At 48.4% G+C, this 14,400-nt stretch carries 9 protein-coding genes and 4 tRNA genes; 8 read left to right on the forward strand and 5 right to left on the reverse strand.

Annotated features, from left to right (window positions below; translation table 11 throughout):
- Nucleotides 1-118 precede the first annotated feature (118 nt).
- The 3 genes from WC052_00415 (at nucleotide 119) to WC052_00425 (ending at nucleotide 728) form a co-directional block, all read left to right on the forward strand.
- Entirely contained in the window at nucleotides 119-244 is a 126-nt protein-coding gene (locus WC052_00415) for a hypothetical protein (protein MFA7286119.1), read from the forward strand.
- A gap of 145 nt (nucleotides 245-389) precedes the next feature.
- Nucleotides 390-464: transfer RNA gene (locus WC052_00420), tRNA-Phe, on the forward strand.
- Between the two features lie 187 nt (nucleotides 465-651).
- A tRNA-Pro gene (locus WC052_00425) sits at nucleotides 652-728 on the forward strand.
- Nucleotides 729-1,292: 564 nt separating this feature from the next.
- On the opposite strand, the gene WC052_00430 is transcribed toward WC052_00425, so the two are convergent.
- Nucleotides 1,293-1,379, reverse strand: a tRNA-Leu gene (locus tag WC052_00430).
- Between the two features lie 152 nt (nucleotides 1,380-1,531).
- Here WC052_00430 and WC052_00435 point away from each other — a divergent pair.
- Nucleotides 1,532-2,323 carry a ParB/RepB/Spo0J family partition protein gene (locus tag WC052_00435; protein ID MFA7286120.1) on the forward strand — a complete coding sequence of 264 codons (792 nt, stop codon included), beginning with the start codon at nucleotides 1,532-1,534 and terminating at the stop codon, nucleotides 2,321-2,323.
- Nucleotides 2,324-2,781: 458 nt separating this feature from the next.
- Here WC052_00435 and WC052_00440 read toward each other — a convergent pair whose 3' ends face one another.
- The 4 genes from WC052_00440 to secG all read right to left on the reverse strand — a co-directional run bounded on the left by WC052_00440 (nucleotide 2,782) and on the right by secG (nucleotide 7,126).
- A complete protein-coding gene (locus tag WC052_00440) occupies nucleotides 2,782-4,644 on the reverse strand; it encodes a ribonuclease J (GenBank protein MFA7286121.1) in 1,863 nt (620 codons plus the stop codon).
- Between the two features lie 129 nt (nucleotides 4,645-4,773).
- A tRNA-Leu gene (locus tag WC052_00445) sits at nucleotides 4,774-4,860 on the reverse strand.
- Between the two features lie 224 nt (nucleotides 4,861-5,084).
- Nucleotides 5,085-6,824 carry a peptide ABC transporter substrate-binding protein gene (locus WC052_00450; protein ID MFA7286122.1) on the reverse strand — a complete coding sequence of 580 codons (1,740 nt, stop codon included), beginning with the start codon at nucleotides 6,822-6,824 and terminating at the stop codon, nucleotides 5,085-5,087.
- 65 nt (nucleotides 6,825-6,889) lie between these two features.
- Nucleotides 6,890-7,126, reverse strand: a complete 237-nt coding sequence (gene secG / locus WC052_00455; protein ID MFA7286123.1) for a preprotein translocase subunit SecG — start codon at nucleotides 7,124-7,126, stop codon at nucleotides 6,890-6,892.
- A 345-nt stretch (nucleotides 7,127-7,471) separates the two neighbouring features.
- Between secG and WC052_00460 the strand changes: the two genes are divergently transcribed.
- The 4 genes from WC052_00460 to leuS are packed head-to-tail and all read left to right on the forward strand — an operon-like array spanning nucleotide 7,472 to nucleotide 14,397.
- Complete coding sequence (locus tag WC052_00460; GenBank protein MFA7286124.1) at nucleotides 7,472-8,155, forward strand: DsbA family protein; 684 nt, start codon at nucleotides 7,472-7,474, stop codon at nucleotides 8,153-8,155.
- A 2-nt stretch (nucleotides 8,156-8,157) separates the two neighbouring features.
- Nucleotides 8,158-9,156 carry a hypothetical protein gene (locus WC052_00465; GenBank protein MFA7286125.1) on the forward strand — a complete coding sequence of 333 codons (999 nt, stop codon included), beginning with the start codon at nucleotides 8,158-8,160 and terminating at the stop codon, nucleotides 9,154-9,156.
- Nucleotides 9,157-9,161: 5 nt separating this feature from the next.
- Complete coding sequence (gene uvrA / locus WC052_00470) at nucleotides 9,162-11,960, forward strand: excinuclease ABC subunit UvrA (GenBank protein ID MFA7286126.1); 2,799 nt, start codon at nucleotides 9,162-9,164, stop codon at nucleotides 11,958-11,960.
- 7 nt (nucleotides 11,961-11,967) lie between these two features.
- Nucleotides 11,968-14,397, forward strand: coding sequence for a leucine--tRNA ligase (gene leuS, locus WC052_00475; GenBank protein ID MFA7286127.1), 2,430 nt, complete (start codon nucleotides 11,968-11,970; stop codon nucleotides 14,395-14,397).
- The last annotated feature ends 3 nt before the right edge of the window (nucleotides 14,398-14,400 follow it).

Below are 14,400 nucleotides of genomic sequence, written 5' to 3' on the forward strand. Positions count from 1 at the left end.
CGCCCGTAATTTTCAATGTGGGGGCACTATAGCAGACGAGCTGGTGAGGTGCAATAATTGACCATTTCACCTTCTGTTCATTATGCTTGGCTCGAGGTCAGGAAGAGGAGGTGCCGCTGTGCCCAAGTTTCATTGGTACGAGGTAGTAACCTTGCCGATTCTTGCAGTCATCGGGCTGCTGGCCGCGGGCGCCTGTATGGCGTGGCTGTTCCAGCATCCCGAAGAGTGCAGAGGTCGTCGGTGAACTATCCGAGGGGGGGGGTATCCGAACACGGAGCCCCCCTCAATCCCTTTCGTCTTGCCTCATTGCCTGATATTGGGTACCTTTTGTCTACCCAATACTGCGTCGTTTTGTAGTTTTTATTGTTACATTTCCTGTTATGCCTCATGCCGAGGTAGCTCAGTGGTAGAGCAGTGGTCTGAAGAACCACGTGTCGTCAGTTCGATTCTGACTCTCGGCACCAAGACGTTAAGGCAAACCTTCCGGTTTTCCTTAATATTCCTTTCCCTCAGCAGGAGGGCGTTCAAAAATTATTCCGTCGTCAGCGAACATAGTTCTACGGCCGACGTACTCATAATTTTCTCACTCGCAGAAAACTCACTTTATGCAAAGAACCGTTCTGTTTTGCGCATAGGGTAGCTAAGTCTTATCGGGGATTGGCGCAGTTGGCTAGCGCGCCTGCTTTGGGAGCAGGAGGCCGCCGGTTCGAGTCCGGCATCCCCGACCACATTAATTTACATTGCGACTTAGGTCGCAATGTTTTTAATATCAGTAGTCCCGCATCCTAAGTTTCCATTCCTGCTAAGCAGGAATGTATAGTAAGTCGGTAGTGCCGCTAGCGAGCGGCGCAGAAGGGCGGGGCCACACAGTGAGTTTAGTTCATAAAAAATTCCCTGACCCAATTTGGGTCAGGGAATTTTTGGTGTCCCGCTGTGGCGGGACTACTGACTATTTAGAGTTATGGACTTCGTCATAACTGAATTATTGAAGCCGCCCCACTACTGTGGGACTACTGATATTTTATACCTTTCGACCAGGTCGAAAGGATTGTTAATGATGCGGGAGGGAATTCCGACGCCCTTCGTCGCCAGCAGTGCGACTCAGTGCTCTGTCCTGGGCAGCGCTGAATGCTGCGCTTGCTCGCATCCATCGGCGCTCGCTTAATTCGTCGCGTCTTCCGACGCTCCTCATTGCTTGCTGCTGCCCGCGACCGAAGGAAGTGCCTGTGGTATTCGATTCCCTCCGATCGTACATAAAAAATTCCCTGACCCAAATTGGGTCAGGGAATTTTTGGTGCCGCGGGAGGGAATCGAACCCTCACGAGGTTGCCCCCACAGGATTTTGAGTCCTGCGCGTATACCAGTTCCGCCACCGCGGCAGCACTCAAACAATAGTTCCTCTTCAGCACTCGCCCATCAATTGTGCTCAAAAGCGTTGAAAGGCAGGTGAGGCGCATTGTATTTGTGTTCTGGTGCGTTGTCAAAGGGGCGCAAGTGAAGGTATACTGCCCCTCATTAATGTATACACAGTATGTCTGAACTGCGTTCCGTTACCCTAGCCTCCATAGATACAAATCCTTGGCAACCAAGGCACGATTTCGCCGTTGAAGAATTGGCTGGTCTGGCTGCTTCAATAAAAGAGCACGGCATTCTTCAGCCACTTGTTGTAACTGAACTACCAAGCGGTCGCTACCAACTTATTGCTGGTGAACGGAGGTTTCGGGCTGCGAAACAAGCCGGATTGTCGAAGGTATTTGTCATTGTGCGCGAAGCGAATAATCAACAGCGATTAGAATTGGCTCTCGTTGAAAACTTGCAGCGACAGGATTTAAACCCCATTGAACGAGCACTAGCATATCAGCGGCTGATGCAGGAGTTTCAACTAACGCAGGTTCAGGCGGGTGAACGGGTGGGAAAAACACGTTCGGCGGTTGCTAATGCCTTGCGACTCCTTGATTTACCGGCAAAGATTCAAGAAGCAGTCCGACAAGGTGTGCTTACTGAAGGGCATGCGAAAGTTATTGCTGGGTTACCTACAACACAGCAGATGAGTTTCTTTGAACGAGTAATGGCTGGAAATTTGTCTGTTAGAGAAACGGAACGAATTGGTCGCAAAGTTAAAGCTGGCCGCCCTGCCGCCCAAGCGTCAGTAAACGAGGATGAGATAATCGATCACTACCGGGGACTACTCGAGGGGGAGCTAGCGACGAAGGTAGAAATTAATGACAAGGCTGGTTCAGGTGAGGTAACTATTCATTTTTATAGCGAAGAAGAATTGCAACGAGTGGTACGAAAGATTTTAGGCAAAGAAGAGGGGGAGTAATTTTTGACTATTTATTACCTCAGTTTTAAACCTATCCCACATTTATATTTCGTTTAGTTTATTGTTCACTTTCTTGCTTGTCCAAGAAAGTGGTCGCAAAGAAGGACACCCTCACTCCGACACTTACGCGACTTCTCGCACTCTGGCACAGACTGGTCATGAACTCCTCACTATTTGTTCGTCAGACAGCATGACCAGTGTTTTGTCTGTGCCAGAGTGCTGGTCGCTGTGGTGCCTACGCTAAAGGGTTAAGAATCCAAAAAACCCGTTAGCGACGTCAGCCCAGCGGTGCTGCAAGAGCTTGCGCTTTGGAAACGGCCATGTGTTCGACAAAGCGGGAAGCTGAGAAGTTCATGGCCGAGCTGCAAGGTCGCGCAGCTAACCGCGTCGCTAGCGGCGCGAGGGCATCGTTCTTTTGGTAACTTTTCTTGGATGAGCAAGAAAAGTTACAGTATTCATTACACTTGGTTTATAACGGGCAGCACCATTGGTCGACGACGAGTGGCGGCATACAGCATCTGTCCGACTTCGTTGCGAATCTTCTCATTGAGGTAGGATTCAATCGCTGGATTATCTGGTGTTGTTGCCTGGACAATCTTTTTCACTTTGTCCCTCACTCGGCCAACCAGTTGGGGTTGATCTTTCATGAATATAAAACCTCGAGAAATGATGTCTGGTTCACCAATAAGCGCATTAGTTTTTCTGTCGATGGTAACTATGACAACAAACATTCCTTCTTCAGCCATGGCTTGTCGTTCGCGAAGAACAACGCTAGAAACGTCACCAACCCCTAGGCCGTCGACAAAGACGTAGTCTGCGGGGACATGTCGCTTTGTTAGCGTTCCGCCATTCTTTGTGAATTCGATAATCTGTCCATTGTTGGCGATGAAAACATTTTTTGGATCAACCCCAGTTTGCACCGCTAACTCGCCTTGGGTCACAAGGCGGAAGTGATTGCCGTGCTGTGGAATGACATATTTGGGCTTGAGGAGTCGGTGCAGTAACTTCAGGTCTTCCTGCTTGGCGTGTCCGCCAGAGTGAATGTCCATCATGGCGTTGTTGTAGACCTTGGCCCCACGGCGAACGAGGGAGTCCTGTAGTCGCTCGACCGTGCGCTCGTTTCCTGGAATGACCGATGAAGAAAATATGATGGTGTCACCTTTTCGTAAGGATACAATGCGATGCTCGTCACGAGCGATTCGCATAAGTGCAGAATTTTGCTGTCCCATAGCACCCGTGCATATCACAATGAGTTTATTGTCTGGATAGCGACTAAATTCATCCTCTTCAATGAGAACACCCTTTGGTACCTTGAAGTATTTCAGGCGCTGCGCAATTTCGACATAGTTGTGAATACTGCGGCCGAGGAGCAACACTTTTTTCCCTAGGACGTTCGCAATGTCGATAACTTGCTGATGTCGGGTGAGGAGTGACGCAAAAGCCCCGATAATGACCCGACCTTCGGCTTTTCCAATGAGCTCTGCTAGATTTTCTCCAACCTCTTTTTCTGATATTTGGTATCCAGGTGAACTTGCGTTTGTGCTGTCTGGCATGAGCGCGAGAATACCTCGGTGGCCAAGGTCAGCGAGACGAGCGATATCGGCCGGTCGTTCATCAACCGGTGTGTAGTCAAATTTAAAGTCACCAGTGTGGGCGACGGTACCAACTGGTGTGTGAATAGCCACACCGAAAGCATCGGTAATGTTGTGGTTTACGTGGAACGGCTCAACGACGAAGTGTTTTCCAATCGGCAATTTCTTTGTTGAGTCTACTTTAATGAGCTTTAATTTTGAGGCGCGCGGGAATTCATCTTGGCGACGTTGAATTATGCCCAGCGTTAAGGGGGCAGAATAAATTGGTGGGTTGCCAATCTTTTGAATGAGATACGGTATGGCACCCATGTGGTCCATGTGCCCGTGCGTGATAATGACTGCGCGGATTCGTTTTTCTTTCCCCTTGAGGTAGTCAAGATTGGGGATTATGAAATCGATGCCAGGCATGTCTTCTTCTGGAAACTGAATCCCCATGTCGACGATAATAATATCGTCAGCATATTCGAAGATGCAGCAATTTCGGCCGATCTCTTCAAGTCCACCAATGGGAATAATACGAAGTGTGCCACGGGCAACTTCAGACTCCACGGCTGGTGTTGTTGGCTTCGGTTGAGTAACGGAAACTGGTGTTGCGACGCGTTTTACGTTCGCGGGAGTGGCCGTTGTTTTATTGATAGACGGCTGCTTGTCATTGGGTCGTTCGTTGCTGCGGAAGCGATGATGCCCCTGGCCACGTGGTGGCCGACTACTAAAGCGGGACTGTTCCATGTATTTTTGCTGCGGTCATACCAAAGATTTGGTAGAGCCGACGGTTGTGGTAACGGTGAATAAAAAAACTGCGTTAACTTTCTAGTAATTGTGGTTGTTGACGATTCAGTACTGCTGTAGTCAACACCATGGTGCCCTGGGAGGGACTCGAACCCTCAATCTCTTGCGAGAACTAGCTCCTGAAGCTAGCGCGTATACCAATTCCACCACCAGGGCAAGTGAGCGGGGGTGTTTTGTCGATGGCATTGTTCGATACGGCTTCGTTCGACGAGTAGTGCTCGAATGAAGCTGCGTATATCTACCGTAAGGGTACAACGTACAACGTAGTGCTAATCTTTTAAAGATGAGCAGTTTTGTTCTGCGTTCTACTGATTCATTTTATAGCGTAGCATCTAACGAGCTCTATTTGTACCACGACTTTTCAGTTATGTCAAGAAATATTAACGAGAAAAAGCTCGTTTCGTTTCGATATACCACGTGTTCAGTGTTGTAAATCGATCAGCCGGTATGGCCAGTTTTGGAATGCTAACGCCGTGTATCTCGTGACTGATAAGATATTGGCGGATGGGTGAGTATAAGAATATGGCCGGTGTCTCGTCGCTAATTATTTTTCGTAGCGCCGTGAACAGCTCCTCCCTTGCCGCAGTGTCTTCTGAGCGACGAATGCGATCAATGAGTGTGTCGGCATCAGCATTTTCAAAGAGTGACAAGTTGAGTCCGGGATCGTTTTTTTGCGACGAATGCCAGAAGGGATAAGGGTCAACAGTGGCAGCGTAAACAATAGTGTAAAGGAGTGCGTCATACGCACGTGGTCTGAGCACTGTATCGCGGACGTGGTCGGCGGTTGCTGGGGCAATGATGTTGATTTTAACGTCTACGCCAATCGTTCTCCAAGATTGTTGAATGAACTGGGCAACGTCGCGATCAGGTTGGCGATCTATGGCGGTGAGCGTGACACTGAGCGGCGTGCCTTGGCGATCTGAACGAAGGGTGTCGTTTACTTTCCAACCCGCACTGTCGAGCAAAGCTGCTGCCTGTGTTCTCTCAACTGTGCCTGTATCCGCCGCTTGTTTCGTACCCATGACATTTGTTGGAAATGGACCACGACTAACGTTTGCCTCGCCAACGATAGTACTTAGCACCAGTGCTCGGCGGTCAATTGCTAAATTTAGTGCTTCACGTACTCGCCCGTCGGCCAGTGGCCCTTTTTGACTGGTATTAAAAAAAACAGCAGTTATCGCAGGTAGCTGCATATCATAGCGGTTGAAACCTCGGCTTGTTTTGGCCAAAAGTTCAGCGTCACTGTTCGCTATCATAGCCAGGCCGTCGACCGTACGACTTTGCAGGGCGTCGAGCGCTGAAGTTTCGTCTGGATAGAATTTAAACGTCAGTCGTTCGATGTAGCCAGATTGATTGGTATTTTCGGTCGGCACGAATGAATAACTTCGCGTTGTTCCGTCACTATCTTTTGCCAATGAAGAAAATTGCCATGGACCACTGCCGATGGGTCGACTGTTGAAATCGGATTGACGTACTTGATCGGTCGGTATTTCTTCCCAAATATGTTTTGGAATTATGCCAACGGTGAGGATTTCTAAAAACGCGGGGTACGGTTCGGGGAGAGTAAATCGAATTGTTTTATCATCGACTCGCTCTACGACAACCCCTTGAAGTGTCTGTGCCAACGGACTGCGTAGCGCCGGGTCTGTAAGTCGTTCGAATGTAAAGACCACGTCGTCAATGGTGACCGGTTCGCCATCATGCCAAATAGCTGTTTGCTTAATAGTGATGGTGTATGTTTTTTCATTGTCCATTGAAATCGTATCCGCTAAGTCTGGCACTGGCTTTAGGGCAGCGTTGTAACGGAAGAGCCCCGAGAAGAGTAGTCGGGTTAAATCGGTATCAATAGCAGATGTTTGGGCCAGCAAAGGGTTAAGGTACGTTGGTTGGCCAATCAATCCTTCGCGATAGGTTCCACCAGTTTGTGGTGCGAGCGCGAGGTGTGTATTAAGTTGATTAACACTAATCCAAATGCTCGAGACAGTAATTAATGTTAGACAGGTCGCAATAATGCGCCGCTCTTTTTTTGAAAATAAAGTTGTCGAATATAATAATTGCTGGCTACTCGGTAGCCAGGTTTTCACTCGCTTAATAAAACGAAGAATGGCGCCGTCGTTCATGATTGAGATCGCTAGTAGTTCTCAGTGAGTAAGCTGGCATGCGCCAGCACATCACTCCAGCGTCATTAAAGAAGAACGCGAGCTAATGATACAGCAGCGAAAAGTATGCCGAGCGTAACCGTTACCCGGAAGAGTGAACGCTCGATGCCACGCTTGGCATAGGAGATGCCACCACTGTTGCCACCAAACGCACCACCAACATCACTACCACGTCGTTGCAAGAGAACGACGATTACTAAAAGTACAGCCAATATAATTTGGGCGTACGGGAGAAAAGGAAGAATTAATTCTACGTTTGCCATAGCTGCGTATGATAATTGGTATAGGTAATAGAATGAAGAAGTAGCAAGAATAGGCGTATACTATATCAGGGAATCACTCAGGGGTCAAAACGTTGCTTGCGTATTTTTAAGAGTCCTCGGGTGCCGCTTCCGGTTACTTTCATGCGCGGTGACTGTTTCCGCTGACGAGTTTTTTGTTTTTTCTCGACAGACCGAACAGTCGGATGGTCGAGATCGTAATCATGCAGTGGTCGCTCAAGCATAACAGTAGACAGTGTGCCAGTTTGGTGGTACAGTTGGCAACTGTTTCAGGTTCCGTTTGTTGCTACGAATTCTTTTAACCAAGCCTTTCACTTGGTGCGTCCTATGGATCAGCATTCGCAAGCAGTACCGAAGCGGTGGCGGCATTGGTTGGCGCTCATCGTTATAGTTGGCGTTTTTATAGGAGCACTGTTGCTTCGATTATTTGGTTCGGGCGATACCTTGCCGTCCAGGTCTGGATTTACCGTTGGAACTGTTCCGACCAACAGTACGGGCGCTGGGTCGCTAACTCGCTCAAGTAATCCCACCCTTGGACCAATTGATGCCCCCGTTCAAATAATTGAATTTTCAGATTTTGAGTGCCCGTTTTGTCAGCAGTCTTATTCCGCTATTCGAACGTTGGCGTTGCGCTACCCAGAAAAAGTGCGCGTCGTTTACCGACACTTCCCCGTGGCGTCTATTCATCCAAACGCGGTAGCTGTGGCTGAAGCCGCTCAGTGTGCTGCAGCGCAGGGAAAATTTTGGCCGTATCACGATCGATTATTTCAGAATCAATCCGCTATGACGAAAGTTCATCTCATACGGTATGCCAGTCAGGTGGGTTTGAGCGAACAGCAATTTTTAACCTGTATTGAAACAAGAGCGCAGCAGGTAGTAGTGGAAGAAGATTTGGCTGATGGCGTACGCCTTGGGGTGCGTGGTACCCCGACGTGGTTTATAAATGGTGAAAAAATAGAGGGTGCGCTGACGCTCGAAGGACTTACGGGCGTGGTTGAGCAGTTTAAGTAAGTATGAAGCGTTTTTTTCTAACAAGTAGTCTTTCTGTTGCCATGCTGATGCCGCAGCTGGTAAGGGCAATTGAATTTGTGCCATCAATATCAATTCCTGGAGTCGCTACAGCTGGCGAAAAAATTACCATTACGGGCAGTACTTTTGGTGAGTATATTGTCGGTCTATACAGTACGTCGCTGTCCGTTGGTGCGATTCTTTCCACGATTGTTTTACTCGTAGCTGGTTTTATATGGCTGACAGCGGCCGGGAATGTTGGTCAAATCGAAACAGCCAAAGATGTCGCCGGTGGAGCTGTGTCAGGTTTAGCCTTACTTTTATTGTCGTGGGTATTACTCAACACCATTAATCCTAATTTGGTTAATTTTAAAACCCTCGATATTGAATCAATTGTTGAACGGCCACTTTTTGACTCACAAACAACATATTGTTGTTTGTGTGGAGAAACAAACCCAACATGTTCTGATCGTGTTACCCCATCAAAGGGTGAATGTCGCTGTACTGATACGAGCCTTTCAAAACTGTACGTATCAGAAAGTGAATGTGCTGCTCTTGGAGTCGGCTGTCAGTACATTGCGCAAACGGAAGCTGTACAGCGGCAAAATGCTCTTTCAATTTGTCAAAAAGAAAATCCGAGTAAAACGTGTCGATTACATACTTCTTCAGCAACGTGTTCAAATGTGGCGGAATGCCAAGCTGACTTAATAAGTAGTGGACGTTCGGGGCCATGTACATTAGAGAATAGCTGCGCATCTACATATGCATGTAACAAGGCGTGGGATTGTAGTACCGCAACCCCGAAACTAATTGGACCAGATGAGATGGGCTGGGCTGGTATAAGGGGGTGTTGCAGACCAGCCGGTCGCGACGGTGATGCGTGTGGTGATGACGGATTAATAGATACTGCAAATGATGATTGTGCTTCTGGCTACCATTGTGTAGCTCCGGATACTCACTATGGGCCAGCTTTTGAAGTCGGTGTCTGTCGTCCGAACACGTAATAATTATGCCAACTGAAATTGTTGTAAAGGGCGCCCGCGTCCACAATTTAAAGAACATTGACGTCACTATTCCTCGAGACAAGCTGGTGGTTATTACTGGTTTGTCTGGTTCAGGAAAGTCATCATTGGCGTTTGACACAATCTACGCTGAAGGTCAGCGACGGTACGTTGAATCTTTGTCGGCGTACGCCCGACAATTTTTGGGGCTCATGGATAAGCCAGACGTTGACCAGATTGACGGATTGTCACCAGCAATCTCTATTGACCAAAAGTCAGTTTCCCGGAATCCGCGCTCTACTGTCGGCACTGTAACGGAGATCTATGATTATCTGCGTTTACTTTTTGCTCGCATCGGTCAACCACACTGTCCAAAGTGTGGCCGTGAAATTAGTCCGCAAACTGTGCCACAAATTGTTGAACGTATTTTAAAACTGAAAACCGGCCTTTTCTTAATACTGGCCCCGCTGGTGCGTGACCAGAAAGGTGAACACAAACGACTGCTTGATGAGGTTGAGAAAGCGGGCTACGCCCGAGTTCGCTATGACAAGCTTCTTTATACAATTGCGGAAGCGCGCGAGTTAGCCATTGATAAACAAAAGAAACATAGTCTGGAAGTTGTTATTGATAGACTTGAGGTGCATGAATCGGTGAGTGCCGAGCTTAAAACAAGACTTCGTGAGGCGCTTGAGCAAGCGCTGGATCTCGGCAACGGGCTCGTCATTATTCATGAAACCGTGAATGAAACAGACCACCTTTTCAGCCAGCATTTGGCCTGTGCGCACTGTGGTCTGGATATACCACAATTAGAGCCAAGGAACTTCTCATTCAATAGCCCGCATGGTGCCTGTCCGACGTGTACGGGCCTTGGAACGAAACAAGAGATTGATCCAACCCTGGTTATGCCTAATCAGCGGTTGTCGATTGCGGAAGGAGCGGTTCGTCCATGGTCGCGTTCAGCGGCCAGTCAGTATTGGCATATGACCAAGCTTGAGGATGTCGCTCGCCGGCGAAAATTTTCTCTTACCGTGCCAGTGAGCGAGATGCGACAGCAAGATATAGATTTGGCTTTGTACGGCGATCCAGAAAATGATTTCGAAGGCGTTATACCGTTTCTCGAGCGACGGTATCAAGAGACGGATTCTGACTATTTCCGAAATGAGATTGAGGCGTACATGCGCATTACCCCTTGCCCGGTTTGCCGCGGACAACGACTGAAACCAGAAGCGTTGGCCGTAACGGTTGCGGGTCAGTCTATTGCGGAGATAACGGGGCTCACCATTAAAGCGGCTCAGGCGTTTTTTGTTACCTTAGCCGCCCCAAACAGTTCATTTACCAAAAAAGAAAAAGAGATTGGTCGGCAGATTTTTAGAGAAATAAGCGCCAGACTCACTTTTCTTGTTGATGTTGGGTTGCCGTATCTCACCCTGCATCGGTCAGCCACTACGCTTTCCGGTGGTGAAGCGCAACGTATTCGATTAGCCACTCAAATCGGTTCGTCTCTCGTTGGCGTTGTGTACATACTTGACGAGCCATCAATTGGTTTACATCAACGAGATAATGCGCGACTCATTACCACCCTCAAAGCACTTCGAGATATGGGTAACACGGTGCTCGTTGTCGAACATGACGAAGAGACGATGCGCGCGGCTGATCACCTCATTGATATTGGGCCGGGAGCTGGAAAGCATGGTGGTGAGCTCGTTGCCCAAGGTACACCAGCGGCCGTTGCCAAGAATCCTAAGTCGCTGACGGGTCAGTACTTGTCTGGGAAGAAACGTATTGCCGTTCCGAAACGGTATCGGACAGGGTCTGGGGCGGCCATTGAAATTATTGGTGCCACTGAGCACAACTTGAAGAATATTGATGTCACTATTCCACTCGCTAAGTTTGTGGTCGTTTCTGGTGTGTCGGGTTCAGGGAAATCAACATTGATTACCGATATTCTTTCTAAGACCCTTGCCCAGCGTTTTTACGGAGCGAAAGATTCACCTGGTTCGTATAAAGAAATGAAGGGGCTTGAGCTGTTAGACAAAGTCATTACCATCGACCAGTCGCCGATCGGTCGAACGCCGCGGTCAAACCCTGCTACATATGTTGGTTTGTTTACCCCCATTCGTGATTTATTTGCCAACCTGCCTGAATCAAAGATTCGGGGGTATCAACCTGGTCGATTTAGCTTCAATGTGAAGGGTGGGCGTTGCGAAGCCTGTCAGGGCGAAGGTCAGGTGGCGATTGAAATGCAGTTTCTGGCTGATGTCTACGTTGATTGTGACGAGTGTCACGGAACACGGTATAACGCGTCAGCATTAGAGATTCATTATCGAGGAAAACACATCGCTGAAATCTTGAATATGACCGTCGAAGAAGCGCGATTATTTTTTACCAATATCCCATCTATTCGCATTAAGCTTGATACGCTTTTTGATGTTGGGCTTGGCTACCTTCGACTTGGACAACCAGCCACAACGCTTTCCGGCGGAGAAGCGCAACGGGTTAAATTGGCAACGGAGTTATCTCGCCGTGCCACAGGGAAAACACTCTACATATTAGATGAGCCAACAACGGGATTGCACTTCGAAGATATCAAGCATCTGCTCGACGTGCTGCAGCGGCTGGTTGATAAAGGAAACACTGTGCTGGTGATTGAGCACAACCTGGACGTGATTAAGTGTGCCGACTGGGTTATTGACCTTGGTCCAGAAGGAGGGGACCAGGGGGGTGAGATTGTGGCAATTGGTACGCCAAAAGACATTGTTAAGGTGAAGCGGAGTTATACCGGACAGTTTTTGAAAAGCCTTGTGTAAAGACTCTATGTCACAACCGTATAATCATCGGGCAATTGAAAAGAAGTGGCAGGAACAGTGGGACGAAAAGGCCACCTTTAAAGTTGTTGAAGAGAAAAACCGGAAGAAGAGTTACCTGCTCGTAGAATTTCCTTACCCTTCCGCAGAAGGGTTACACGTTGGGCACCCGCGAAGTTACACCGCGATGGATGTGCTGGCTCGTAAACGACGGGCACAAGGTGAGTTAGTACTTTTTCCAATGGGATTTGACTCGTTTGGTTTGCCGGCAGAAAATTATGCCATTAAAACTGGGCAGCACCCGGCGGTTATTACAAAAAAGAACATTGAGAATTTTCGGCGGCAGTTAAAAAGTCTGGGGTACTCGTTTGATTGGTCTCGGGAAGTTATTACCTCCGACCCCTCGTACTATCGCTGGACACAGTGGATTTTTTTAAAGCTGTATGAGCGTGGGTTAGCGTACAAAGCAAAAAAAGCTATCAATTGGTGTCCGTCCTGTAAAATTGGGTTGGCACACGAGGAAGTCATAAATGGCAAATGTGAACGGTGCGGCACTGAGGTTCTACAGCGGGAAAAAGAGCAGTGGATGTTAAAGATTACTGCATATGCTGATAGGCTACTCGACGATCTAGACACCGTTGATTACTCATCACGCATTAAGATACAACAACAAAATTGGATTGGTCGTAGCGTAGGCACCCAATTTAGTTTTCGGTTGCGAGGAGTTACTGGTCAGGAAGATGATAAGCATGAGGTTCGTGTATTTACGACTCGACTCGATACTTTGTATGGGGTCACGTTTATAGTCGTGTCTCCCGAGGTTGCATCATTTTGGATGGATATAGGCTGGCAAGCGAGGGACGAAGTGCGAGACTATGTTTCAAAGAGTTTGGCAAAGCGTGAATTGGAACGAACAGAAGCAAAAGATAAAACAGGTGTTGACGCTGGCATTCGGGCGGTACACCCATTGACCGGAGAAGAACTGCCCGTGTGGGTGGCTGATTACGTCCTTGGTGCGTACGGCACAGGGGCTATTATGGCAGTACCGGCGCATGATGAACGAGACGCGGCGTTTGCTGAAAAATTTCATTTGCCAGTTCGTCGTGTGCTCGTTAGTGATGCGGCCGCAGGTTTATGGACAGGGGAGAGTGTATTGGAAAATTCAGATAAATTTACTGGCATGACCTCCGCGGATGCTCGCCGCGCCATTGCCACAAAAATTGGCGCCGAAGAAAAAACACAATATAAACTGAGAGATTGGGTTTTTTCACGACAGCGGTACTGGGGTGAGCCTATTCCAATGATACTGTGCCAGGGTTGTGGTTGGGTAGCAGTGCCCGAAGCGCAGTTGCCAGTTGAGCTTCCGAATGTAGAGCGATATCAGCCAACTGACAGTGGTGAATCACCACTGGCCGCTATTACCGATTGGGTTCAAACGATTTGCCCCACCTGCGGCGGCTCGGCAGAGCGTGAGACTGACACCATGCCGAACTGGGCGGGTAGTTCTTGGTACTTCTTACGATATGCAGATCCAAAAAATACTACCGAGCTTGCCGCACTGGATAAGCTGGCCTATTGGACTCCGGTTGATTGGTACAACGGGGGAATGGAACATACGACGTTACATCTTTTGTATTCTCGTTTTTGGCATAAGTTTCTTTATGACCTTGGGTTGGTACCAACAGCAGAACCGTATGCGAAGCGTACGTCGCACGGTATGATTTTGGCTGAAGACGGGCAGAAGATGTCGAAGTCGCGCGGTAACGTGGTTAACCCTGACGAAGTGGTAGATGCTTTCGGTGCGGATACGTTGCGGGTGTACGAAATGTTCATGGGACCATTTGAAGATGCTATACCGTGGAGCACAAAAAGCATGGGCGGCGTTCGCCGTTTTCTAGAACGCGTATGGAAGTTTGGTCAACAATTGCAGGATAGGTCGGTTGGTAGTGGAGAAGCACAGACAACAATACTGCGTCATGAAACAGCGCAAGCAGTTAAAAAGGTGACTGATGACATTGAACAATTTCGTTTCAATACTGCGCTCTCTGGAATCATGGAATTTTTGAATGCGTTCACAGAGCAGAAGACTAGCAGTCGAGATGAACTCATAGAACCGTTTAAAACATTGCTGGTTCTTTTGCAACCGTTTGCCCCACATGTGACGGCAGAGCTTTGGCAACAAATCGGTTCCGCTGGGTTCATCTGGGAAGCGCCGTGGCCAACGTATGATGAAGCAGATTTAGTGACCGACGAAGTCACCGTCGCCGTGCAAGTGAATGGGAAATTGAGAGGTACGATTATTATTGGTCGAGAACTTGATGAGCAGGCACTTTTGACCGCGGCTATGGCGCATCCAAATGTTTCCGTATGGTTATCTGGTAAAGCCATACGAAAGACAATCGTGCGCCCAGGTGCACTGGTGAACTTCGTTCTTGAGTAAGGT

The organism is Patescibacteria group bacterium, from assembly GCA_041675205.1.
In the GTDB taxonomy this organism is placed as follows: Bacteria; Patescibacteriota; Patescibacteriia; order GWA2-46-9; family GWA2-46-9; genus JBAYUF01.

Coding starts and splice junctions, on each gene's coding strand:
- WC052_00440 (MFA7286121.1), bottom strand. CDS start 4,644: ATGGAACAGTCCCGCTTTAGTAGTCGGCCACCACGTGGCCAGGGGCAT.
- WC052_00465 (MFA7286125.1), top strand. CDS start 8,158: ATGAAGCGTTTTTTTCTAACAAGTAGTCTTTCTGTTGCCATGCTGATG.
- WC052_00460 (MFA7286124.1), top strand. CDS start 7,472: ATGGATCAGCATTCGCAAGCAGTACCGAAGCGGTGGCGGCATTGGTTG.
- leuS (MFA7286127.1), top strand. CDS start 11,968: ATGTCACAACCGTATAATCATCGGGCAATTGAAAAGAAGTGGCAGGAA.
- secG (MFA7286123.1), bottom strand. CDS start 7,126: ATGGCAAACGTAGAATTAATTCTTCCTTTTCTCCCGTACGCCCAAATT.
- WC052_00450 (MFA7286122.1), bottom strand. CDS start 6,824: ATGAACGACGGCGCCATTCTTCGTTTTATTAAGCGAGTGAAAACCTGG.
- WC052_00435 (MFA7286120.1), top strand. CDS start 1,532: ATGTCTGAACTGCGTTCCGTTACCCTAGCCTCCATAGATACAAATCCT.
- uvrA (MFA7286126.1), top strand. CDS start 9,162: ATGCCAACTGAAATTGTTGTAAAGGGCGCCCGCGTCCACAATTTAAAG.